This is a genomic window from Mesorhizobium sp. M0062 (genome assembly GCF_040323125.1).
In the GTDB taxonomy this organism is placed as follows: domain Bacteria; phylum Pseudomonadota; class Alphaproteobacteria; order Rhizobiales; family Rhizobiaceae; genus Mesorhizobium.
In genome coordinates, this window is sequence record NZ_JAMYUO010000026.1 from 12,653 (window position 1) to 36,167 (window position 23,515).

Genomic DNA, 23,515 nt, shown 5'->3' on the forward strand with positions numbered 1-23,515 from the left:
GTCAGGCGCTGCGGCGCTCCGCCGGCATCGCCTCAAGCAAATTCTGCAGCTTCTCGATCGAATTCTGTTCGGCCAGCGGCGTGTAGACGATCAGCTTCATGTCCGAGCCGTCGTCGATCGACAGGCTCATATGCTCGAACGTCATGGCGCCGGCGCTCGGATGTCGGACATGTTTCACCCCCGACAATCGGCGTGCCACGTCGCGTTGCGGCCACCAGTCGCGAAACTCCGGACTTGAGCGCGTCATAAGCACGATCAGCCGCTCGAAATCCGCATCGCCCACATAGCGGGCGCTTTCCGCCCGGAACGAGGCCAGCACGGTGCGCGCCAATTGCTCCCAGTCAACCAACAGGCGCCGGTGATGCGGATTGGTGAACACCATGTGGACGATGTTGCGGGCGTCGCCCTCTAGCAGGCCATAATCACCGAACACCGCTACCGCCGCCGGATTCCAGGCCAGCACGTCCCAGCGCCGCCCGACGACATAGGCCGGCTGCAGCACCAGGCTCTCCAGCATATGCATCAGCGGGCCATCAACCTTTTCCGGCGCAGCCACGCGGTTCTCCGGTTGCTGGCGGCCTGCCAGGATGAACAGATGCCGCCTTTCAACGGCGTCGAGGCGCAGCGCTTCGCTGAGCGCCGCTAGCACCTCCACCGAGGGTCTGACCTCGCGCCCCTGCTCTAGCCATGTGTACCAGGTGGTGCCGACGCCGGCGATCATCGCCACTTCCTCGCGACGCAAGCCGGGCGTGCGTCTCCGCAGACCGGTCGCGATGCCGGTGGCGGACGGCGTCAATCTTTCGCGGCGCGAGCGCAGGAAGGCGCCAAGCTCGCGCCGGCGGCTGTCTTCAGCGGAGTGCGTGGGGGCATCCATGAGAGCTATTATAGCAGTATTGATACCAGGATAAAGTTTGAACTGTTTGGGCTGCGTCAGGCGCCCCATCTTCCATCCAGAGAGATGGAGGCTCTGAATATGGATCTGAAAGACAAGACAATCCTCATCACCGGTTCGACCGACGGCGTCGGCCGTGTCGTCGCGCAAAGGCTGGGCGCCGGCGGCGCGCGCGTGCTGGTGCATGGCCGTGACGCGGCTCGCGGCAAGGCAACCGTCGCAGAAATCGAATCCGCCGGCGGCAAAGCCGAGTTCCTCGCCGCCGACCTCGCCTCGCTAGCCGAGGTCCGCCGCCTTGCCGAGGCCGTACGCGCAAAAACCGACCGGCTCGACATCCTCATCAACAATGCCGGCATCGGCACGGCCGGCGCCAAGCGACAGCTCAGCGCCGACGGCTTCGAACTGCGCCTTGCGGTCAACTATCTCGCCGGTTTCCTGCTGACCTCGGAACTGCTGCCGCTGCTCAAGGCGAGTTCGCCGGCGCGCATCATCAACGTCGCTTCGGCCGGCCAGCAGGCGATCGATTTCGGCGATGTCATGCTGACCCGTTCCTATGACGGCGTGCGCGCCTATTGCCAGAGCAAGCTGGCGCAGATCCTGTTCACCATCGACCTGGCCGGAGAGTTGAAAGGCAGCGGCGTCACCGTCAACGCTCTGCATCCAGCGAGCTACATGAACACCACCATGGTCCGCCAGGCCGGCGTGACGCCATGGAGCTCGGTCGAGACCGGCGCCGACGCCATTCTCAACCTCGCGACATCGCCCGCGCTGGAGGGCCGCAGCGGCCTCTATTTCGACGGCCAAAGGGAGGCCCGCGCCGACGCACAAGCCTATGATGCCAAGGCCAGACAGCAATTGCGAACCCTGAGCCTCGACCTCGTCGGCCAGGCTTCCCCAAAATCGAAGGAACAGCATTCATGACCGGCAAGATCGAACACACGGTCGTCATCGGCGGCTCATCCGGCATCGGCTTGGCAACGGCGCGAAAACTGCTGGGCCCAGGCATGAAGGTGACCATCACCGGACGAAACCAGGACAAGCTCACCAGCGCCTGGAAGAGCCTCGGCGGCGCCGCCGAAAAAGCTGCCTTCGATGCTTCGAAGCCGGACGAAGTTCGCCAGTTCTTTGGGGAACTCGGACCGTTCGATCACCTCGTGCTGGCCGCCAGCGGCGGCAAGGGACTTGGGCCGTTCGAAACCCTCGACCTCTCAGACATCGCCGGCGGCGTCGACGAGAAAGTCCGGCCGCAGCTGTCCTGCCTGCAGTCTGCCTTGCCGACGCTCGACAGATCGGGATCGGTCACCTTCATCTCGGCGGTGTCCGCCCAATTGTCGGCGCCCGGCGTGGCTGGCATTGCCGCCGTCAACGGCATGCTGCTGACGGTGGTGCCGATCCTGGCGGTCGAACTGAAGCCTCTGCGCGTCAACGTCGTGGCGCCCGGCGTCATCGACACGCCATGGTGGGATTTTCTGGCCGAAGACCAGCGGCAGGCGGTGTTCAGCGAATATGCCGGCAAAACCCCGGTGGGCAGGATCGGCCGCGCCGAGGACGTCGCCGGCGCAATCGCCTTTCTCGTCTCCAACGGCTTCATGACCGGCCAGGTGCTGACCTGCGATGGCGGTTTGCGCTTCGCGGCGTGACCTTACAGCGACTGTGCGATCAGCGTGAGAAAGCCTCCGGCCAGGGCGACGTTGCCGACGAAGCCGTTGATGCGCGAGGCCCGGTCAGGGCCCTGATGGTCCCAGAAATTGTGGAACATCGGCGTCGCGACAATGAGGAACAGCACCAGCACAGCACTGGCGATCGCGGTCCACAGGCCGGCCATCACCAGCGCGCCGGAAACGGTCTGCAGGACGATGCCGGCCCACAACGCCAGTCTCGCCTGCGGCACGCCGCGCGCGGCCATCAGCCCGGTCAGGAACGCCTCGTTTTGAACATTGCGCAGGCCGGCGAAAACGAAGGCGCCGCCGAGCAACAGGCGGCCGAGAAACAAAAAGGTCGAAGGCAAATCGACAGGCATGAAATCTTCCCCGTACTTAAGCATGAAACAGGTGGAGCGCCGCCCTTTCGACGGCGCTCCATACTAACCGGACGGTCAGGCTGCTTTGGCAGCCGGCATCGGGTGAATGGCGTGGAACGGGATGCAGAGCCGGTTCCAGGTGTTGATCATTCCGATCGCGACCGACAGCTTGACCAGTTCCTCTTCCGAGAAGTGCTCTAGCGTGCGGGCATAGAGTTCGTCCGAAACGCCATTGTTGGCGATCAGGGTCGTTGCCTCGGTCCAGGCAAGCGCCGCGCGTTCGCGCTCGGAAAACAGCGGCGATTCCTTCCAGGCCGAAACCAGATAGAGCCGTGTCTCGGTTTCGCCATCGCGCCTCGCCTCGCGGCTATGCATCTCGACGCAGTAGGAGCAGCCATTGATCTGCGAGGCGCGGAGCTTGATCAAATGCAGCAGGCTCACTTCAAGCCCGCATTCGTCGACCGCCTTGTTAAGCGCCGACACGGCTTTCATGATCTCAGGCGCCTTGGCGAAGAATTGCAGTCTCTGTTTCATCGTCTTTCCTTTCTGTCTGGCGGGGGGTTAACTTTGCTTGGCTGCAGCGGGTTTCTGCGGCCGCTGATGGCGCGCGACAAAGGCACAGCTGGCGGCAAACGATCGCGGATCGCCTTCGGCCTTGTAGTCAGCCACGATGTCGGACAACCGGGTTTCCGCAAGGGCCGCGCGATAGGCGCGCTCGGCTTTCAGCATCGCGGCATTGATGCCGCACGGCTTCACATAGGCCGAAGCATCGATCTTGACCGGGCCGCGCTGGCGGATCTCGCCGCAGCGGAAGGCCGGCTCGCGACCCTCGACCGCAAGCACGATATCGAGCAGCGTGATGCGCTCGGCCGGACGCGCCAGCCGGTAGCCGCCCGCCGGTCCCGGCACCGATTCCAGGATGCGCGCAGCCGTCAGCTGGTTCAGATGTTTCAGCAGATAGCTCGGCGACAGGCCGAAGGACTCTGCCAAAGCAGCACCCGGTATCGTGCTGTTGCCCTCCACGCTGGCCAGTGTGGCCGCGCAATGGATGGCCGCTTCTACACCCTCGCCCAGTTTCACGATGTTGCGCTCCTATTCATGGATATCTTTTATCCTAGATAGATTTTATCTGCAATAGTAAAATGAAAAACGGCGCTCGAAAGCGCCGCTTTTTTCTTCGACCCGTTCCCTACTCTGCGGCCACCTTGGCCATCGGGTTGTTCGGGTGCGTCGTCCAGTTGGCATAGATCGGCGACACCGGCTTGCCGGTGCGCTGGTCCATGACGCCGGCGGCCAGCGGCTCCATGGTGATGCAGTTCTCGACCGGGCAGACATTGACGCACAGATTGCAGCCGACGCATTCGGCCTCGATCACCTCGAAATGCCTGACGCCGTCGACCATGTTGGTGATTGCCTGGTGCGAAGTGTCCTCGCAGGCGATGTGGCAGCGGCCGCATTTGATGCAGGCGTCCTGGTCGATATGCGCCTTGGCGATGTAATTGAGGTTGAGATACTGCCAGTCGGTGACGTTGGGCGTGGCGCGGCCGACAATGTCGTTGAGCGAGGCGTGGCCTTTCTCGTCCATCCAGTTTTCGAGACCGGCGATCATCTCCTGCACGATCTTGAAGCCGTAAGTCATCGCCGCCGTGCACACCTGCACATTGCCGGCGCCGAGCGCCATGAATTCAGCCGCATCGCGCCAGGTGGTGATGCCGCCAATGCCGGAGATCGGCAGGCCGCGCGTTTCCGGATCGCGGGCGATCTCGGCCACCATGTTCATGGCGATCGGCTTCACCGCCGGGCCGCAATAGCCGCCATGCGAGCCCTTGCCGTCGATGGTCGGCTGCGGCGCGAAACTGTCGAGGTCGACGCCGGTGATCGAGTTGATGGTGTTGATCAGCGACACCGCGTCGGTTCCGCCGGAGAGTGCGGCGCGCGCCGGCTTGCGCACATCGGTGATGTTCGGCGTCAGCTTGGTGATGACAGGCATGCGGGTGTTGGCCTTGCACCAGCGCACTACCATTTCGATGTATTCAGGCACCTGGCCGACAGCCGCGCCCATGCCGCGTTCCGACATGCCGTGCGGGCAGCCGAAATTGAGCTCGATGCCGTCGGCTTCGGTCTCCTCGACCACCGGCAGGATCGCCTTCCAGCTTTCCTCGACGCATGGCACCATCAGTGAGACGACGATGGCGCGGTCGGGCCAGTCCTTCTTGACCTGTTTGATCTCGCGCAGATTGACCTGCAAATCGCGGTCGGTGATCAGCTCGATATTGTTGAGGCCGAGCAGGCGCCGGTCGGCCCCCCAAATCGCGCCATAACGCGGGCCGTTGACGTTGACCACCGGCGGACCTTCTTCGCCCAGCGTCTTCCACACGACGCCGCCCCAGCCCGCCTTGAAGGCGCGGATGACATTGTAGGCCTTGTCGGTCGGCGGCGCCGAAGCCAGCCAGAACGGATTGGGCGATTTGATGCCGACGAAATTGTTGCGGATGTCTGCCATGGGTCTTTCTCCTCTGGCCGTGGCGGGCTTACCGCCACCTTAAAGCGTTGCCTATCGGATCATTCCTCGCATCGAAGAAAAACCGATGGCGGTTCACCTTCGACCGTTACCGTGATCTGGTCCGGATCGCCCTTGCGCGCTTCCAGCCCGACCATTTTTTCATCCATGCGCACGGTCTCGTCCCCGTTGAGATAGACGCTGGCGCATGAAATCCTTGTCTCAACATGATCGCCGCTTGGCGGCCCGGATGTCCATTGGCAGATCGTGTGCTCGCTGAAGCCGACACCGGATGCCTCGACGGACATCCGCTCTTCACCCTTCGCGTCACACCATTGCGTATAGAGCCAATAGTCCGGTGAAGCCGCCGGCATTGCCGCGGTGCCGATGACGGCAGCGAGGATCGGCGCGATCATCGCAGTGCCCGGTTGATCAAGCGGGTCGGCTTTACCGAGGCCAACCAGAACGGATTGGGCGATTTGATGCCGACGAAATTGTTGCGGATGTCGGTCATAACTCTCTCCGCTAGCTACAGATCACAACAAGAGTCATCTGAACTGCTACAGGCTCACTCGAAACGTTTCGGACGACGACCTGCCACACATGGTCGCTAAACGGATAACTTGCCGATACAACCAACGCAGTAGGGTTGGCCGGCGGGATATCAAGCGCGTAACCTCCAGAGATGAGCTCCTCGTTCCCGCACCCAAGCATAGGAGAGAACGCCTCCCCTGCGCGAACGTCCGGTTGATCAAAATATCTGGTCACACGATGAGCCGCCGAGGCGTTGGCAGAAAACAGCAACAGGCTCGTGCTTAAAGCTCCAACGAACTTGACGACGTTAGGCATTCCAGCTTCCTCCAGCCAGTGCCCGGTTGATGCTCTCCGCCGCGTCGCGGCCTTGCGCGACGGCCGAGACCGTCAAATCGTCGCCGCCGAAGATGCAGTCGCCGCCGGCCCAGACATTGGCGAGCGAGGTGCGGCCTTCCGCATCGACCTTGATGCGGCCGGCTTCAAGATCGATCGAGGCGCCGCTTCCATTAAGCGCGGCCGGCACAAAGCTCTGGCCGATGGCCTTGAACACCTGGTCGGCGGTAAGCGTCAGCGTCTCGCCCGTGCCGGCAAGCCTGTCCCCGTTCATGGCGGTGTATTCGAGCTCGATGCCCGACACTTTGCCAGCCTCGGCGATGACCCGCTTCGGCTGCAGCCAGTGGCGGATGGTGACGCCGTTGGCCGCGGCCAGATCCTGCTCGAACTCGGAGGCGTTCATGTGCTCCTGGCCGCGCCGGTAGCAGATCGTCACCTCCTCGGCGCCGAGCAGCTTCGACTGCACCGCGGCATCGATCGCCGTCATGCCGCCGCCGATGACGACGACGCGCCGGCCGACCGGCAGGCTCGCGAGATCGCTGGCCTGGCGTAGCTCGGCGATGAACTCGACCGCATTGACAACGCCATCGGCGTCCTCGCCATCCGCGCGCAACGCATTCACGCCGCCTAGCCCCATGCCGAGGAAGACGGCATCGTAATTCAGGATCAGGTCCGACAGCTGGTAGTCGCGGCCGAGCGCCTTGCCGTTATGGATATCGATGCCGCCGATCCCCGTGACATAGTCGACCTCGGCCTGGGCGAAATTGTCGGTGCTCTTGTAGGCGGCGATGCCATATTCATTGAGGCCGCCGGCCTTCGGGCGGGCTTCCAGAATGGTGACGTCATGGCCCTGGCGGGCGAGCCGGTGGGCCGCGGCAAGACCGGCCGGTCCGGCGCCCACGACGGCGACCGACTTGCCGGTCGATTCAGCGCGCGGATAAAACTGCTTGTGCTCGGCCATGGCGACATCGGTGGCGTAGCGTTGCAGGCGGCCGATCTGCACCGGCTTGCCTTCCGCCACCTCGCGCACGCAGACCTCTTCGCAAAGCGTCTCGGTCGGGCAGACGCGGGCGCACATGCCACCCAATATGTTCTGGTCGAAAATCGTCTTGGCCGAACCGATCGGGTTGCCGGTCGATATCTGGCGGATGAACAGCGGAATGTCGATCGAGGTCGGGCATGCATTCATGCACGGCGCGTCGTAGCAGAAATAGCAGCGATCGGATTCGACCAGCGCTTCGTGGTGATCGAGCGGCGGATGCAGATCGGAAAAATTCTCGGCGTACTGGTCGGCGGCAAGCCGGCCGCCGGCAATGCCGTCCTTGAACTGGCCTTCTGGCATCGTCAGTTCCCCTGTTTTCGTTTTGGGGAAGGCTAGCACGTTTTATTTTTTTATCAATTGGTCAATTTTCGACCCAAGCCGCTGAAAAGATTAGCTGATAATATGATTTAGTTGCTCATGTTATGAGTGACGGTTGCGTCCTCCAAGAGGGGAGCGCGACAAGCTCCAAGTCGCGGCAAGCTGTTCCAGGCCAGCGCGAAATGATAGGGCGCTTGAGCACGATGCGCGGCTTTCATTCAACGGAGAAGGCGATGACCGATGATAGGGAGACGGCTCACCGGTGGGAGCCCGTGGGAGATTTACCTCTGGCTGCCTGTCAGGTGTGGCGTCTAAAATCCGACAATAACTTTGAGCTGACCGTCGAAGGCGACTTCGGGACATCGGAACGAACTCTCAAGATCGATTTTCAAGGGGTAGTAGCCCTGGCTGCCCATGATGACATGCTGGGACTGACCAAAATCCGTGCGGACACCTCGATCCCATTGATTGGATCTGGCAGGCAAGCCTCCTACAGGTGGCCGATCCTGCGAGTGGAGAACTCGCACTGGTTGCGATCGACACTTGGCCCGACAGAAGACTGTACGCATTTTCTGCTGCTCAGTCTCGAATGCACGGTTGAGGTCATTGCTCGTGAAGCCACTCCTTCTTGGATCTGATCACCCGGGGAGCGAAACGCCTTGAAACCGCATACGCTCCGGCACAGGCCAAGATTGGTGGCTGTTCGCTACGAAGGTGCCAGCTGTAGGCTGGCATCTGAGCGGCCGCCATGGATCGACCTGATCTCGTCGGCAACCAGTTGCTGCAGCCGCCACAGATTGCGGTCGCGGATGCCGAATTCCTCGAGGTGGCTGACGGTGTTGTAGAGATATTCCGCGCCCGAGCCGACATGGCCGCAGGCTCTGGCAAGCACCCCCGCCACCGTGTCCAGCGGCTGCCCGAGCGACGTTCCCCTGCCGGTCACCCCGACCCAGAAGCCGAGCGCCCGTATCCGGCCCTGCTCCGTGCGCACGGGAACCCACCGGACCGAGCTGACACTCTCATGGTCGTCGATCTCGCGCCGCAGCAGTCTTTCGATCTGCTGCGGCTTGTCGCCGTCGGGCAGGCGGTAGATGACGCCGTCGCATCGGCCGCCGCGTTCGAGCGCCATCATCAGCCCCGGCTGCGCGACGCTGCCGCGCCAGCGCACCATGTCGAGGCAGAAGGAGCGATGCCAGCCAAACGCAGTGGCGCGCTGGCGTTCGACGGACTCGAAAGCCGGCTTCCAGATCAGCGAGCCATAGGCGAACACCCATAACGGCCCCGCATCGGCTTCGTCGGAGAGCTGTAAGGCAAGCGTGCGAAAATCCTCGTCGTTCAGCTGCGTCCAGCTGCCGTCCGGCCCGGGATCGACCTCTTCGCGATGACACAGTGACACAAGCTCAGGCGTGAGCGACATAAGGCGCATGAAACGACTACCCTTCGTTTGCCCAAGGAAAGTCGAAAACCGCCGCACGTGCAAGGCGTCGAGCGGGACGAAGTGCGGAACGATGTGTCAACGCAGCCGTTGAACTTTCTCCGCTTCGCTGTCGGATTCGCGTCGCTGAAAACGTCCTTTGATGGATCGGACGACGATCTATGCATGAAGGTGAGGAGACCGAAAATGCCGAAATCCGCAATGCCCTTCTTCTGGTACGAGTTGATGACCAGCGACCTCGATGCGGCGCAAGCGTTCTACACCACCGTGGTCGGCTGGCGGGCCGAGCCCTTCGACAAGGCGCCCGGCATGCCGCGCTATATCGTGGTGAACTCCGCCGAGCGTGGCGTCGGCGGGCTGATGACCCTGCCCGAGGAAGCAGCCAGGACGGGTTTGAAGCCGGCCTGGTTCGGCTATATCCACACCAGCGATACCGATGCCTCGACCGAGGCACTGAAAGCCGCCGGCGGGGCTGTTCACCGCGAACCCGACGACATTCCCGGCGTCGGCCGTTTCTCCGTCGTCGCCGACCCGCAAGGCGCCGCCTTCATGTTCCTGCAGCCCAATGGTCCCGACCAGCCCGTCCTTCCGGCAACGACGCCGGGCCATGTCGGCTGGCACGAGCTTTATGCGGCCGACCGCCAGAAGGCCTTCGATTTCTATTCAAGCCAGTTCGGCTGGACCGATGCCGGTAGCATGGACGTCGGCGAGATGGGCATCTATCAGACCTTCTCGGCCGGCCCTGAATCTGGCGGCGGCATCATGAACAAGCCGCAACAGCTGCCGGTGCCGGTCTGGCTGTTCTACTTCAATGTCGGCGCCATCGACGCAGCCGCCAAACGCGTCACCGACAATGGCGGCAAAATTGTCATGGGTCCGATGCCGGTGCCGACCGGCCAATGGATTGCCCAGTTCACCGATCCGCAAGGCGCTTATTTCGCGCTGATCGCGCCGGGCCGCTGATCCCCTCCGGTACTCGCCTGCACGGAACTGCTCTCATCGCGCCGCCGGTGCGATGAGAGGCGCGTCCGGGCGCGGTCACTCTGGCGCCAGCACCGCAACCTTGAGGTTCTCTTTCCTGGCGCCGCTGAGCTGGATCGTGGCTGCGCCAGGCGTCAGCTTGAAGCGCACGCTCTTGCGGATGCCGGGGCAGGTCTTCACGCCGCTGAAACCGGCTGATTTCACGGCCTGGCCATCCTGAATGACGTCGACCCAGGCCTCATCGGACAGGCTGATCTGGAGCTCTCCTTCCGTTGGCACGGCCACGTTTGCCGTCGCGCCGAACGTGCCGGCTGCCGGCGCGCGTTGCGGTGAGACCGTGAAGCTGACCGCATCGACCGGCTCCAGCGCCATATCCGCGGCTTCGCCGAAAGCAAGAGAGGCACCGGACTGCGCGGCGGGCGCTGCCGGAAACAGTTCCTGCTCGCGTGTCACCGGCCATTTGAAGGCATCGCAGCCAGCATCAGCGGCCATGGCGAAACTGGTGCTTGCGAGGATTGCGAACAGGCTGATGGCGACTTTTTTCATGGCGAAGGAACCCGTCTGGTTTGGAGTGTCTACACGCAGATATACAACCTTAACGAGATGTATGCAACCATAACGAGAGCAAATTTCGAAGTCAGACTGGAAATAATTGCAATCACCGATTGTTGATGACAGGCCATGGGAAGTGAATGGTCCAGCGTCGGGTGATGATTTATGGCCGGGCCACATGGTTGGAAAAATGGAGTTTAGATGAAGCTTTTTGACGGTCTCGCCAGATTTCAGCCGCAGGCACTCGGCGTCCTGCGCATCATCACAGCCCTGCAGTTCATCGAGCATGGCTCGCAGAAACTGTTCAATTTTCCGGTCAGCGCCGAGCCTCACGCTCTTACCGGCCTGACGGCGACGGCAGGCATCCTGGAATTCGCCGGTGGCATCCTGCTGGCGCTCGGTCTGTTCACCCGCCCGGTCGCGTTCCTGCTGGCCGGCGAGATGGCCATCGCCTATTTCATGGCGCACTACCCGCGCGACTTCTTCCCGGTCAACAACAGCGGCGATGCCGCGATCTCCTTCTGCTTCATCTTCCTCTATCTGGTGTTTGCCGGCGCCGGCGCCTTCGCGCTCGACAACCGCCGCAGCACCTGACGCGCCTAATGCATGTCGCCCAAAAGTGCGCAGCGGTTTTGGGGTAACGACTTGCACAAAAAACGACTTGCACAAAACAAGAATCTGAAGCGCCTCGGCGAAGCCGAAGCGCCTCAGGCGCGCATTCGCTCGAAGTTCGCGTCAAAGAGCGGCGCTGCCTGAACGCGCGCCGCGTGGCGCTTGCCCAAAAGTTCGATTTCGAAGCCGTCGCTCTTGTCTGCGATCTCCTTCGGCACATAGCCGATGGCGACGGATTTCTTCGAGTGATGCGCATAGCCGCCCGACGTCACCCAGCCGCGCACCGCGCCATCGTACCAGATCGGCTCGTCGCCGATGACATCGGCATCGTCGGCATCGAGGATAAATGTGCGCAGCCTGAGCTTGCCGCCCTGCTTGCGCTCGGCAAGAGCGCCGGCCTTGCCGACGAAATCGGCATCCTTGCCATAGGCGACGAAACGGTCGAGCCCGGCCTCCAGCGGCCCGTAGATCGGCCGGTATTCGCGCGCCCATGAGCCGTAGTTTTTCTCCAGCCGCAGCGCATTGAGCGCGCGCGAGCCGAACAGGCCGAGGCCGAATTCCTCGCCTGCCGCCATCAACGCCTGGAAGGCAGCGCGCTGATATTCCGGCGCCACCCAGATCTCGTAGCCGAGATCGCCGGTGTAGCTGAGGCGGCCGACCAGGCACGGCGCCGTGCCGATGTCCATTTTCGCGACCGCCATGAAGGGGAATGCGGTGTTGGCGACATCCGCGCGGCTGACCTTCGCCAGCACCTCCCTCGCCTTGGGTCCGGCGATCGCCAGACCGGTCAGTTTCTGCCCCAGCGCCTCCATGCGCACTGAGCTATCCGCAGGTAAATGCGCCTCGAACCAGCGCATATGATACTGCTCGGCGATACCGGAGCCGGCGATGAACCACTCGGTCCCGTTGGAATTGGGGGCACCGATATTGGCCAGCGTGAAATCGCCGATGAGCTTGCCGTCATCCTTCAGCATCGGCGCCAGCGTCATGCGGCCTGGCTTGGGCAACTTGCAGGCGAAGATCCGGTCGAGCCAAGCGGCCGCCCCTTCTCCCGTCACCTTGTATTTGGCGAAGTTCGAAATCTCCGCCAGGCCGACGCTCTCACGAACCGTCGCGACCTCATTGGCGACATGGGAAAAATCGCTGGACCGCCGCCACGAGAACTCGTCCTTGACACCCTCGGGCGCAAACCAGAGCGGCACTTCCAGCCCATAGGACACGCCCCATTGCGCGCCCTTGGCCGACAGCAAATCGTAGATCGGCGTCGTCTTCAGCTGCCGCCCGGCGGGCAGCTCCTCATTGGGGAAACGGATCGAGAAGCGGCGCGAGTAGTTCTCGCGCACCTTGGCGTTGGTGTAGGCCATCGTCGCCCAGTCGCCGTAGCGCGCGACATCCATCGCCCAGATGTCGGCGCCGGGATCGCCCTCGATCATCCAGTTGGACAGCGCCAGGCCGACGCCGCCGCCTTGTGAAAAGCCCGCCATGACGCCGCAGGCGACCCAGAAGCCGGGAAGGCCACGCACCGGCCCAACCAGCGGATTGCCGTCCGGCGCGAAGGTGAAGGGCCCGTTGATGATCTGCTTGATGCCGGTCCTCTCGAAGGCCGGGAAATGCCTGAAGCCGACTTCGAGCGACGGCGCGATGCGGTCAATGTCCGGCTCCAGCAATTCATGGCCGAAATTCCATGGCGTCTGGAATTCGGACCAGACCTTATTGGCCTTCTCGTACGTGCCCATCAGCATGCCGCCGCGCTCCTGGCGCAGGTACAGCTCACCATCGAAATCGACGGCATGGATGATCTCGGTCCCGGTCTTGGCGTTCCACGCCGCCACCTCGGGCATATCCTCGGTGATCAGGTACATGTGCTCCATTGCCAGCACCGGCAGCTCCAGCCCGACCATGCGGCCGACCTCGCGCGCCCATAACCCGCCGGCATTGACGACATGCTCGGCCACCACTTCGCCCTTGTTGGTGACGACGCGCCACATGCCGTCGGGCCGGCGCACAATGTCCTCGACCTTGGTGAAGCGCTCGACCTCGGCGCCCAGTTTCCGCGCGGCCTTGGCATAGGCATGGGTCACGCCGGAGGGATCGAGATGGCCGTCCTCCTTGTTGCGGACGGCGCCGACGAATTGTTTCGGGTCGAGCAGCGGCATCAGCTCGGCCGCTTCATTGGCCGATATTTCTTCGAGCTCGATGCCGAGGTAACGCCCTTTGGCGACGACGCCGCGCAGCCAGTCGAGCCGCGCCTCGGTCGCCGCCAGAAGCACGCCGCCCGTCAGATGTACGCCGGTCGCCTGTCCCGACAGCTCCTCGATGTCCTTGTAGAGCGAGATCGTGTATTTCTGCAGCTTGGCGACGTTGGGGTCGCCATTGATCGTGTGCATGCCGCCGGCCGCATGCCAGGTCGAGCCCGAGGTCAGCTCGTCGCGCTCCAGCAGCACGACATCGGTCCAGCCATGGCGGGCCAGATGGAACAGCACCGAACACCCGACGACGCCACCGCCAATGACCACGACCTTTGCATGCGATTTCATGAGTTTTGCTCTGTTATCAATGAGTTGAGGAGATAAGGTGAATCAGAAAGGCAGCGCCGCGCGCCGACGCTGAAAAAGTCACGGCTCGCCCTGCCCGATCGCTTCCTTGCGCCTGGCCACATACGCCTCCAGCGCCTCGCGCACGGCGATATCCATTACCGGCTCGACATAATCTTCCAGCGCCTTCTTCCACAGCCGCGTCGCGCGCGCCGTGGTGTCGAGGCCGCCGGCTTCCTGCCAGGCCTCGTAATTCTGCCAGTTGGACAGCATCGGCTGGTAGAAGGCGGTGGCATAGCGTTCCAGCGTGTGCGGTTCGCCGAAGAAATGGCCGCCGGTCGGCACCGCGCCCAGCGCCTCGACAGCAAGCTCCGCCTCGTCGACGACGATCGGGCGCAGGAATTCCATCATGTGCTGGATCATCTCGACATCGATGATGAGCTTTTCGAACGATGCCGTCAGCCCGCCCTCCTGCCAGCCGGCGGCGTGGTAGACGAGGTTGCCGTGGCCGAGCACAGCGCCCCACAGCGCCATCAGCGTCTCGTAGGCGCCTTGCGCGTCCGCCGCATTCGATGCCGACCCCGGTGTCGTGCGGTAGGGCAGATTGTAGCGCCGCGCCAATTGCCCCGAGGCGATATTGGCCTTGGTGTTCTCCGGCGTGCCGAAGGCCGGCGCGCCCGACTTCATGTCGACGTTGGAGGTGAAGGCGCCGTACATCACCGGCGCACCGGGGCGCACCAGTTGCGTCAGCACCACGCCGAACAGCGCCTCGGCGTTCTGCTGCGCCAGGGCGCCGGCGAGCGTCACCGGGCTCATCGCGCCCATCAACGTGAACGGCGTCACCGCCACCGACTGGCCGAACTCGGCCATGGTCATCAGCCCTTCGGCCATCATTTCGTCGAAACGCCGCGGCGAGTTGACCGAGATGATGGTGGCAATGCCGGGATCATCGCGCATCTCGTCCAGCGTCAGCCCGCGCGCGATTGCCATCATCTCGATGCCGTCCAGCGCCCGGCCTCGTCCGATCGCCGAGACATGGAAGGATTTGTCGGTCAGCGTCAGATTGGTGAAATAGGTATCCATGTGCCTGGTGTTCGCCGGCAGTTCCACCGGCGCGCAGACCTGGTTGCCGAGCATGTGGATGCAGTTGAAATGCTGAGCCAGCCGGGTCAGATCGGCATAGTCGTGCAAGTTTCCAGCGCGCCGGCCGCGCTCCGTGTCGTGCACATTGGGCGGCCCGGCGACGAGGGTGAAATTGATCGTGTTGCCGCCGAGATGAATGGTGTTGGCGGGGTTGCGCGGCGTCAGCCGGTAGCTGGACTGCGTGGTCTTCAGCGCCTCGGCGACAAGGCCCCGGTCGATGCGGACGTTCGCCGTTGCATGGTCGACCTTTGCGCCCGCCTTCTCGAACAGCGCCAGCGCCCGCTGAGACATCACCTCGATGCCGAAATTTTCCAGAATATGAATCGACGCCTGGTGGATCGTTTCGACCTGGTCGACTGAGAGCATCGCCATCGGCGGATAGGGATTGGTCACCCGCCGCAGTGGAAGTTGCGGGATGGCGGCGGGCCCCCGGTTGCTGGTTCGCTCCGCGCCGCGCTTTCGTCTTGGTTCATTCATGCCTGGCATCAGAGCGCCGGCATCCGGACATCGCTGTCAGAAATCCGCCCTTGGCGGACGCGATTTTAGCCAAGGCGGCATTTTTGAATTCTGACGGAGATAAAGGCGACGCGAAAGGTCGGAACAATGATACAGGCCCACTGAGCGCAGCCAGGCCGGCAAGCCGTTAAGAAACGCCGAAAGATTCCCTTTATGATTTCGGCCTATTCGTTTTCCAATGCGTAGTTCGAGTTGAGTAAAATTGTAGCGGTTGGCGTGCTGCTGGCTTTGTCGGCCTGCGCGACGCCGCCCAACCATATCAACAATGTCTGCGCCGTCTTCGACCAGAACGACGGCTGGTTCGACAACTGGCAGTCGGCCGCCGAGCGCGCCTCGCAGAAATACGGCGTCCCCGTCCCCGTGCTGATGGCGACGGTGCGCAAGGAATCCGGCTTCAAGAGCAATGCCAGGCCGCCGCGTACCAAACTGCTCGGCTTCATTCCGTGGAAACATGTCTCGTCGGCCACCGGTTTCTCGCAGGCACTCGACGGCACCTGGTCGCAATATCAGAGCGAGACCGGCAGCTGGGCGGCGCGGCGGACCAAATTTGCCGATGCCGTCGATTTCGTCGGCTGGTATCATTCCAAGACATCAGACACGTTCGGCGTCGCCCGCAACGACACCTACAATCTCTACCTCGCCTATTATCTCGGCTGGACCGCCTACGGCCGTGGCAACCGTGGCGACGCCGGCGTGCAGGGCTACGCCAGGGCGACCGAAAAGATGGCCCGCGACTATGCCGAACAGCTGCGGCAATGCGGCAGCTGACGTTGCCAAGCGGTCTTGCAGCCACGCAGTTTGCGCTCGAAGCGGAACTCAGCCATTCATTCGCTTGGGATCAGGTGGAGGATCGACCTCCCTCCCCTTACCGCTGCCGTCGACAGCTTTCGGTCAAACGTCGCCAATTGGCCGTCACGCGCCTTGGCGAGTCCCAACAGATAGCTATCCGTTACCTGTGCCGGGGTGAGGATCCTGGCTGCATCGATGTCGTTGGAACCGACAAGGCTGATCTCGTCAGGCCAGAACTGATGTCCTGAAAGGGCATGCAGCTTGCCGACAATCTGCGCCACCACGGCGGGCGAACCCGGAGAATTGGGGTATTTCGGGTTGCTTACAATCCTGATGACGCCATTCTCGGTAATGGGACATGTTGCCCATGATAAATGCCCGGTGGATTGGAACCACCGATGGGCATCTTCATGCGCGACGTGAGCCGGATCGATCAACGCAATCAACACATTGACGTCGAGCAGGAAGGTCACGGCAATTCGTCGCGAAGCGCATTGACCATTTCGAGATCGACCATCGGGCCGTCGGGCCGCGATGCAAGCAAGGGGATGCCGTTGCGTTCACCGCCGGTCGGGGGCCTGCGCAGTGAGCGGCGAGCCAGATCGGAAATGACGTCGCCAACGCTGCGATCCTGCTGTCGCGCCATGGCCTTGGCCGCAAGTAGGACATCGTCATCGATTGCAAGTGTGGTTCTCACAACATGCTCCCTATCGCGCATCAAACATCACGCATCACATAAAGCAATGGACAGCAATATTCAAGCGAACGTAGCTGTCGTTCCTTGAGCTATGGCGACGCTGCGGCAATGCGCCAACGAGCGGCATTGCCTCTATGGCTGGTCAGCTCGGCTTCTTGCCATGCGGGCGCTTCGGCGGTTCGCCGGCGAAACCGGGGCCGATCCCATCCGGTGCGTCTTCCGGCACGCCCTCATGCGCTGCGTGTTCCCTGTCGAACTTGATCACCGGCTCCATCGTCGCCAGCACATCGTCCGACAGCCAGCACAGGCTCATATGGCCATCGCCGAAATGCTTCACCGGCGGCACCTTGGTCTCGCACAGATTGTCCGGCACCAGCCTCTTGTAGCCGCAGCGCGTCTGGAACGGGCAGCCGCTCGGCGGGTTCATCGCCGACGGGATGTCGCCTTCGAGCACGATGTGCCGTTTGACCACGCTGGTGTCGGCGATCGGGATCGCCGACAGAAGCGCCTCGGTGTAGGGGTGGTAGGGCGGCGCGAAGATCTGGTCGGTCGTACCCTGCTCGACGATGTAGCCGAGATACATGACGACGACCCGGTCGGCGATGTAGCGCACGACGGACAGATCGTGACTGATGAACAGCATCGTCGTCTTGTTCTTGCGCTGGATGTCCATCAGGAGCTCGGTCACCGCCGCCTGCACCGAGACGTCGAGTGCCGACACCGGCTCGTCGGCCACCACCACCTTGGCATCGCCGGCAAAGGCGCGCGCCACGCCGATGCGCTGCTTCTGGCCGCCTGAGAGCTGACGCGGCTTGCGCGTCTCGAAGGCCCGCGGCAGCTTCACCAGGTCGAGCAGCTCCAGCATGCGCTTGCGCCGCTCGGCGACATTGTTGCCGACTTTGAATTTTTCCAGCGTGCGGATGATCTGCGAGCCGACGGAGTGGCTGGGATTGAGCGTATCGAACGGGTTCTGGAACACCATCTGGATCGACGACACCGTTTCGACGCTGCGCTTCTCGATGCCGGTCGACTGGATCTCCTTGTTGCCCAGCGTCACTGTGCCGGCACTTGCCGTCTCCAGCCCCAGCAGGACCTTGGCCAGTGTCGACTTTCCACAGCCGGACTCGCCGACGATGGCGACGGTCTCGGATTCGCGCGCCATGAACGAGATCGTCTCATTGGCCTTGACGACGCGGCCTTCGCTTGAGCCGAACACTTCGCTGCCGCCGACCTTGTAGTATTTTCTCAAATCCTCGATCTTGAGCACCGGGGCGCCGGGCACGACCTTCTCATTGACCTTCTTGGCGCCGGGAGGCAGCGCTTCCCAGTCGATCTCGTTGAAGCGCACGCAGCGCGAGAAATGCCCTTCGTGACCGGCGACCTCGATCATCGGGATTTCGGCGGCGTTGCAGACGCCCTCGACGAAATGGTGGCAGCGCGGCCCGAAATTGCAGCCCTTGGGCCGCTCATGCGGCAGCGGCAACTGGCCGGGGATAGAGATCAGCGGCCGCGAATTCTTGTCGGCGCCCGGCAGCGGAATCGAGCGGAACAGCCCTTGCGTATAGGGGTGACGCATCCGGTCGAACACGTCCTTGATCTTGCCGGTCTCGACCGCTTCGCCCGAATACATCACCGTGATGCGGTCGCAGGTCTCGAGGATGAGGCCCAGATTGTGCGACACGAAGATCATCGACGTGCCGAACTTCTCGCCCAGCCCCTTGACCAGTTCGACGATGCCGGCCTCCACCGTCACGTCGAGCGCCGTCGTCGGTTCGTCGAGCAAAAGCAGCGCCGGCTTCGACAGCAGCGCCATGGCAATGACGATGCGCTGCTGCTGGCCGCCGGACAGCTGGTGCGGATAGGAACGCATCATGCGTTCGGGATCGGGCAATCTCACCGAGCGCACCATTTCGAGCGCCCTTTTGTAAGCCTCTTCCTTCGACACCTTGTCGTGGATCAGCGGCACTTCCATCAATTGCTGGCCGACCTTCATCGCCGGATTGAGGCTCGCCATCGGCTCCTGGTAGATCATGGCGATCTTGTTGCCGCGGATGGAGCGCAACTCCTCGTCGGACAGCTCGCCCATGTCCTTGCCCTGGAACTTGATCTTGCCGCCGACAATCTTTCCGATGTTGGAGAGGTCGCGCATGATGCCGAGCGACACGGTCGACTTGCCGCAGCCGGACTCGCCGACGATGCCCATGGCTTCGCCCGGCATCACCGTGCAGGAAAAGTCCATGACGGCGGGGATCTCGCCCTTGCGGGTGAAGAAGGAGATCGACAGGTTCTCGATCTCGATGATCGGCGCAGCGCTTGGCCCAAGGGTCGGCTTGCCGGGATTTCGAACTGCCTCATTCATGGGTCGCTCCAATCCTATTTTCATGCTCGCGGGACCCGCAGATCAGTCTTTCATCGATTGTTCGCGCAGCGAGTCGGCAAGCAGGTTCAAGCCCAGCACGAACGACATCAGCGCGATTGTCGGCGGCAGCGCCGGGTGGATGAACGAGCGCAGCAGGCGGCTGGCGTCCTTGATCGCGGTGCCCCAATCCGGGCTCTCCGGCGCCAGGCCCAGCCCGAAATAGCCGAGCGTGCCGAGCAGGATCGTGGTGTAGCCGATGCGCAGGCAGGCATCGACGATCAGCGGTCCGCGCGCATTGGGCAGGATCTCCCACAGCATGATGTACCAAGGCGATTCACCGCGCGTCTGCGCCGCCGCCACATAGTCGCGCGTCTTGATGTCCATCACCAGGCCGCGCACGATGCGGAACACGCCGGGGCTGGAGGCGAACACCACCGCCACGAAGATGTTGAGCTGGTTGGGATCGATGTGGATGATCTTGAACGGATCGGCGTCGAACACCAGGCCGGCATAGACCCAGCCGCCGATGATCAGCGTCAGCCCGAGCAATATATAGAGGCGGTCCGGCCGGTTCTTGTAGCGGGTCCAGAACAGCACCGAAAAGAAGATGATCGGGAACAGGAAGAACAGCCCGGCCATGGCGTAGGGGATCGGCGTATCCATGATGCCCGGCGTCACCAGCAGGTAAAACAGCAGGATCACCGGGAAGGCCAGCACCAGATTGGCTAGGAACGACAGCACGGTGTCGATCCGGCCGCCATAGTAACCGGCGGGCAGACCGAGCGTGATGCCGACCATCAGCGCGAAACCGGTCGCCGCCGGCGCGATGATCAGCACGATCTGGCTGCCATAGACCATGCGCGAAAAGACGTCGCGGGCGAGCTTGTCGCCGCCGAAATAGTAGATGAGTTTCGATACCGGCTCGAGCGCGCCCGGCAGCGCATCCTTCATGATCGGGACCTGGGCGAGCGGATCGAAGGGCGCGACGGTCGACGCGAAGATTGCCGTGAACAGCCAGAACAGGCAGATGCCGACACCGACTATGCCGACGCCGCTATCGAACAACTGGCCGTAGAGGCCGAGCCTTTTCTTGTAGGTGAAGCTCACCCCCATCACCAGGGCAAGCCCTAACCAGACCGGCCAGAAACGCCCAATCACGCCGAGCACGACATTGAAGGCACCGATATATTCGACCTGCATCTGCCCCAGCCCCCTATTGAACTCTGATACGCGGATTGAGGAACGCGTAGCCGACATCCGAGATGAGCTGCGTGATCAGCACGATGAACACCGACACCAGTGAACAGCCAAGCAGCAGATCGATGTCGTTGTTGCCGGCGGCCTCGACCAGCGTGTAGCCAAAGCCCTGGTAGCGGAACATCACCTCGACGATGACGACGCCGGTAAGCAGCCAAGGAAATTGCAGCATGATGACGGTGAAGGGCGCGATCAGCGCATTGCGCAGCGCGTGCTTGACGACGACGCTGCCGAAGGAAAGCCCCTTCAGCCGGGCGGTGCGGATATATTGCTGCGTCATCACCTCGACCATCGAGGCGCGCGTCATGCGGGCGATGTAGCCGATACCGTAGATCGCCAGCGTCATCACCGGCAGGGTGAAATTGTAGAAGGTGATGCCCTGGCTTGCCGAGGCGGCCGAACCGTTGAGCCAGCCGAGCCAGGAGGCGAAGATGACGGTGAAGATGACGCCCGACACATATTCGGGCGTCGCCGTCGACGCGATCGATGCGACGGACAGTGTTCGGTCCGTTCGCGAGCCCTCGCGCATGCCGGCCAGGATGCCGATCAGCAGCGAAATCGGCACCATCACCAACAGCACGCAGAGCATCAGGATACCGGTGGCGGCGAGTGCGGGGAATAGCTTTGACGCAACGGTGGTTTTGAACTTGGTCGAGCAGCCGAAATCACCTTCCAGGATGCCGGAGAATTTCGGCTCCAGCGGTTCGTTGCAGAAGGAGAAACGCTGCGTCGGCTTGCCGGTCGCCGGATCGGTCACCGGTTGCTTCGGGACGACGCCCAGCCATTGGCCGTAGCGCACGAAGAAGTTCTGCCGGTAGCCATGGTTGACCAGCCAGCTTTCGAGCTGTTCGGCCGATGTGTGCATTTCGGTCTGGCTGATTGCCAGCTTCTTCAAATTCGGCTCGAGGTTGATCAGGAAGAAGACGATCATCGTCAGGCACAGCATCGTCAATGCCATGGTGCCGAGACGCCGGATTACGAAAGAAAGCATGGCGGTCCCCTGCCGGTCTGGTTGGGGTTGGAGCCAGTTCGAAAAACCAGCTTTGCCGTTGCCGGCAGAGTTGGCCGTCAAATCGGCACTCGGATGCAATCAACCCAGTTTTATTGAACGGTCTTTCAGGAGAGTCCGCAACTTTTTGCTGCGGCGGCTTCCGGTTCTGGGCCATGCGAGGCGTGACGGGAAGGAGCGAAGCGCCCCTTCCCTGACGTTCCGATCACGCCTGGTCGAGCCAGACCTTGCCGTAGTCGCGCTCGAAGGTCGGATGCATCTTGTAATTCTGCACCGCCTTGACCGAGTGGCTGTAGAGCTTGCGCCAGTATGGCTGGATCATGATGCCGGAATCCTGCAGGATCTGCTCGATGTCCTTCATCATCTCCTTGCGCTTGGCCGCATCGGCAACGGCCAATGCTGCATTGAGCTTGGCATCCCATTCGGGGTTGGAATAGGCCGACTCGTTCCACGCCTCGCCGGTGCGGTAGCCGATCGCCAGAACCTGAACGCCGAGCGGGCGCATGTTCCAGTTGGTCATCGACAGCGGGTACTTGGTCCAGTCGTTCCAGAACGTCGAGCCCGGCAGCACCGTGCGCTTTACCTTGAGGCCGGCGTCGCGCATCTGCGCGGCGATGGCGTCGCCGGTATTCTTGTGCCAGTCTTCGTCGACTGTGATCAGCTCATGCTCGAAGTCGGCCTGGCCGGCTTCCGCCATCAGCGCCTTGGCCTTGGCCGGATCGCGAGCGACTTTGGGCAGCTCGTAATATTCCGGGTGGATTTGGCAGACATGGTGGTTTTCAGCCACCGTGCCGGCATTTCCGTAGCCAAGCTGCAGAACGACATTGTTGTCGACCGCCAACTGCAGCGCGTTGCGCACTTTCTGATCGCCGTAAGGCTTGTTGTTGATGTTGGTGCGGCACACGATGGTCGACGCGGTGACGATTTCGGACTTGACCAGGTCCAGTCCGTCGAGGATCGACACATAGTCGGCCGAGGTCTCGAAATTCGTATGGACTTCGCCGGCCTCGAAGGCACTGACCATGGCTGCCGGATCGGTGCCGTAGTCGACGAATTCGATGCCGTCGAGGAACACCTCGCCGTCCCACCACTTGTTGTCCTCGCGGCGCTTGTAGACCACCTTCTGGCCGACATCGTAGGAGACGAGCTCGAACGGGCCGGTACCGATCGGGCAGGCTTTGAAGTCGCCGCCCTTCTCGTCGAAGCTCTTGTGCACGATGAGGCCGGGATAGTCGCACATGTTCGGAATGAGCGCGATGTCGGCCTTGCCGAGCTTCAGCTTGACGGTGTGGTCGTCAACCTTGGTCACGGCGCTTTCGTCGAGTTTGTCGTCCTTGACCAGCGTGCCGAGACGGCCAGGCATCGAATTGCCCTCGGCCTTCTTGTCGCCCCAGCGCTTGAGATTGAAGATGACGTCATCGGCGGTGAAGGCATCGCCATTCGACCAGGTCACACCCTTGCGCACATGCAGCGTGTACTCGGTGGCGTCGTCGTTGACCTCCCAGCTCTCCAGAAGGTACGGGCGGAACGTGTATTCGCTGGTGTACTTGACCAGCGGCTCAAGCGCCTGGCGCTCGGCATTGGCGATTTCCGACCAGTCGGCCTTGCGTGGATCCTTGGGATCCTTGACCCATTGCGCGACTTTCAGGATGCCGCCCTTCTTGCCCTGCACCTCTTCGGCCCTGGCTTGGGTCGGCACGGCTACGCCGAGCATGCCGTAGGCCATCGCAGTCGACGCGCCGAACACGCTGGCCATGGCGAGGAACTCGCGGCGATCGACTTTGCCTGCCTTGGCTTCTTCGGCCATGGCCAGGATGTGATCGGGAACGCGATCGCCATTACTCTTGTAATTTGTCATACCTTAACTCCCATTGTTGGCTTTCCGCCTTTTAACATTCCGCATCCCTGCCGTGATGTCAAAGACGGCATGGCTACGGAACCTGTTAGGGAATGTGCAACTTTGAAAAGGGAGCGGTTCGCGTGATAACGACA

24 protein-coding genes are annotated in these 23,515 nt (G+C 62.3%); 6 read left to right on the forward strand and 18 right to left on the reverse strand.

The window, feature by feature from the left end:
• Position 1 precedes the first annotated feature (1 nt).
• A complete protein-coding gene (locus NKJ64_RS24560) occupies positions 2-874 on the reverse strand; it encodes a helix-turn-helix transcriptional regulator (RefSeq protein WP_023697054.1) in 873 nt (290 codons plus the stop codon).
• 99 nt (positions 875-973) lie between these two features.
• On the opposite strand from NKJ64_RS24560, the gene NKJ64_RS24565 reads away from it, so the two are divergent.
• Both NKJ64_RS24565 and NKJ64_RS24570 read left to right on the forward strand, forming a co-directional pair.
• On the forward strand, positions 974-1,813 hold the full coding sequence (locus NKJ64_RS24565) for an SDR family oxidoreductase (RefSeq protein WP_352463489.1): 840 nt from the start codon (positions 974-976) through the stop codon (positions 1,811-1,813).
• Positions 1,810-2,532: an SDR family oxidoreductase gene (locus NKJ64_RS24570; protein WP_352463490.1), complete on the forward strand. Its 723-nt coding sequence runs from the start codon at positions 1,810-1,812 to the stop codon at positions 2,530-2,532. Before NKJ64_RS24565 ends, NKJ64_RS24570 begins: the two co-directional genes overlap by 4 nt.
• A 2-nt stretch (positions 2,533-2,534) precedes the next feature.
• Here the strand turns inward: NKJ64_RS24570 and NKJ64_RS24575 are convergent, their stop codons facing one another.
• The 7 genes from NKJ64_RS24575 to NKJ64_RS24600 form a co-directional block, all read right to left on the reverse strand.
• Positions 2,535-2,912, reverse strand: a complete 378-nt coding sequence (locus tag NKJ64_RS24575; RefSeq protein ID WP_352463491.1) for a DoxX family protein — start codon at positions 2,910-2,912, stop codon at positions 2,535-2,537.
• Positions 2,913-2,987: 75 nt separating this feature from the next.
• On the reverse strand, positions 2,988-3,446 hold the full coding sequence (locus NKJ64_RS24580; protein WP_023668206.1) for a carboxymuconolactone decarboxylase family protein: 459 nt from the start codon (positions 3,444-3,446) through the stop codon (positions 2,988-2,990).
• Between the two features lie 27 nt (positions 3,447-3,473).
• Positions 3,474-3,992, reverse strand: a complete 519-nt coding sequence (locus NKJ64_RS24585) for an RrF2 family transcriptional regulator (protein WP_023823189.1) — start codon at positions 3,990-3,992, stop codon at positions 3,474-3,476.
• 109 nt (positions 3,993-4,101) lie between these two features.
• The gene (preA, locus tag NKJ64_RS24590) at positions 4,102-5,415 is read right to left on the reverse strand and encodes an NAD-dependent dihydropyrimidine dehydrogenase subunit PreA (protein ID WP_023729383.1); all 1,314 of its coding nucleotides are present in this window, start codon (positions 5,413-5,415) and stop codon (positions 4,102-4,104) included.
• A gap of 59 nt (positions 5,416-5,474) precedes the next feature.
• A complete protein-coding gene (locus NKJ64_RS24595; RefSeq protein ID WP_023668203.1) occupies positions 5,475-5,828 on the reverse strand; it encodes a hypothetical protein in 354 nt (117 codons plus the stop codon).
• 109 nt (positions 5,829-5,937) lie between these two features.
• A complete protein-coding gene (locus NKJ64_RS30555; RefSeq protein ID WP_023729384.1) occupies positions 5,938-6,261 on the reverse strand; it encodes a hypothetical protein in 324 nt (107 codons plus the stop codon).
• Positions 6,254-7,621 carry an NAD(P)-dependent oxidoreductase gene (locus NKJ64_RS24600; protein WP_352463492.1) on the reverse strand — a complete coding sequence of 456 codons (1,368 nt, stop codon included), beginning with the start codon at positions 7,619-7,621 and terminating at the stop codon, positions 6,254-6,256. Before NKJ64_RS24600 ends, NKJ64_RS30555 begins: the two co-directional genes overlap by 8 nt.
• 212 nt (positions 7,622-7,833) lie before the next feature.
• Between NKJ64_RS24600 and NKJ64_RS24605 the strand changes: the two genes are divergently transcribed.
• Positions 7,834-8,277, forward strand: coding sequence for a hypothetical protein (locus NKJ64_RS24605; protein ID WP_156935986.1), 444 nt, complete (start codon positions 7,834-7,836; stop codon positions 8,275-8,277).
• Positions 8,278-8,345: 68 nt separating this feature from the next.
• Here the strand turns inward: NKJ64_RS24605 and NKJ64_RS24610 are convergent, their stop codons facing one another.
• Positions 8,346-9,065 (reverse strand): gamma-glutamylcyclotransferase, encoded by a 720-nt coding sequence (locus NKJ64_RS24610; protein ID WP_023699643.1) that lies wholly within the window; start codon positions 9,063-9,065, stop codon positions 8,346-8,348.
• Positions 9,066-9,260: 195 nt separating this feature from the next.
• Between NKJ64_RS24610 and NKJ64_RS24615 the strand changes: the two genes are divergently transcribed.
• Entirely contained in the window at positions 9,261-10,037 is a 777-nt protein-coding gene (locus tag NKJ64_RS24615) for a VOC family protein (protein WP_352463493.1), read from the forward strand.
• A 75-nt stretch (positions 10,038-10,112) separates the two neighbouring features.
• On the opposite strand, the gene NKJ64_RS24620 is transcribed toward NKJ64_RS24615, so the two are convergent.
• Positions 10,113-10,601: a hypothetical protein gene (locus tag NKJ64_RS24620; RefSeq protein WP_023746952.1), complete on the reverse strand. Its 489-nt coding sequence runs from the start codon at positions 10,599-10,601 to the stop codon at positions 10,113-10,115.
• 207 nt (positions 10,602-10,808) lie between these two features.
• Here NKJ64_RS24620 and NKJ64_RS24625 point away from each other — a divergent pair, with 207 nt between their 5' ends.
• Complete coding sequence (locus NKJ64_RS24625; protein ID WP_023699646.1) at positions 10,809-11,201, forward strand: DoxX family protein; 393 nt, start codon at positions 10,809-10,811, stop codon at positions 11,199-11,201.
• Between the two features lie 113 nt (positions 11,202-11,314).
• On the opposite strand, the gene NKJ64_RS24630 is transcribed toward NKJ64_RS24625, so the two are convergent.
• Together NKJ64_RS24630 and NKJ64_RS24635 are read right to left on the reverse strand one after the other, a co-directional pair.
• Positions 11,315-13,756: a GcvT family protein gene (locus NKJ64_RS24630; protein ID WP_023826572.1), complete on the reverse strand. Its 2,442-nt coding sequence runs from the start codon at positions 13,754-13,756 to the stop codon at positions 11,315-11,317.
• A gap of 78 nt (positions 13,757-13,834) precedes the next feature.
• Entirely contained in the window at positions 13,835-15,373 is a 1,539-nt protein-coding gene (locus NKJ64_RS24635; protein WP_352463494.1) for a trimethylamine methyltransferase family protein, read from the reverse strand.
• 231 nt (positions 15,374-15,604) lie between these two features.
• Between NKJ64_RS24635 and NKJ64_RS24640 the strand changes: the two genes are divergently transcribed.
• On the forward strand, positions 15,605-16,180 hold the full coding sequence (locus NKJ64_RS24640; protein WP_352463495.1) for a transglycosylase SLT domain-containing protein: 576 nt from the start codon (positions 15,605-15,607) through the stop codon (positions 16,178-16,180).
• A 56-nt stretch (positions 16,181-16,236) separates the two neighbouring features.
• Here the strand turns inward: NKJ64_RS24640 and NKJ64_RS24645 are convergent, their stop codons facing one another.
• From NKJ64_RS24645 to NKJ64_RS24670, 6 genes are all read right to left on the reverse strand, one after another.
• Complete coding sequence (locus NKJ64_RS24645) at positions 16,237-16,674, reverse strand: TA system VapC family ribonuclease toxin (RefSeq protein ID WP_023826569.1); 438 nt, start codon at positions 16,672-16,674, stop codon at positions 16,237-16,239.
• Complete coding sequence (locus tag NKJ64_RS24650; protein WP_023668191.1) at positions 16,671-16,898, reverse strand: hypothetical protein; 228 nt, start codon at positions 16,896-16,898, stop codon at positions 16,671-16,673. The genes NKJ64_RS24645 and NKJ64_RS24650 overlap by 4 nt, the downstream gene beginning before the upstream one ends.
• A 142-nt stretch (positions 16,899-17,040) precedes the next feature.
• Positions 17,041-19,257, reverse strand: a complete 2,217-nt coding sequence (locus tag NKJ64_RS24655) for a dipeptide ABC transporter ATP-binding protein (protein ID WP_352463496.1) — start codon at positions 19,255-19,257, stop codon at positions 17,041-17,043.
• A gap of 42 nt (positions 19,258-19,299) precedes the next feature.
• A complete protein-coding gene (locus tag NKJ64_RS24660; protein ID WP_023690814.1) occupies positions 19,300-20,457 on the reverse strand; it encodes an ABC transporter permease in 1,158 nt (385 codons plus the stop codon).
• A gap of 13 nt (positions 20,458-20,470) precedes the next feature.
• Complete coding sequence (locus NKJ64_RS24665; RefSeq protein ID WP_023687977.1) at positions 20,471-21,505, reverse strand: ABC transporter permease; 1,035 nt, start codon at positions 21,503-21,505, stop codon at positions 20,471-20,473.
• A gap of 223 nt (positions 21,506-21,728) precedes the next feature.
• A complete protein-coding gene (locus NKJ64_RS24670) occupies positions 21,729-23,381 on the reverse strand; it encodes an ABC transporter substrate-binding protein (protein ID WP_352463497.1) in 1,653 nt (550 codons plus the stop codon).
• Positions 23,382-23,515 lie beyond the last annotated feature (134 nt).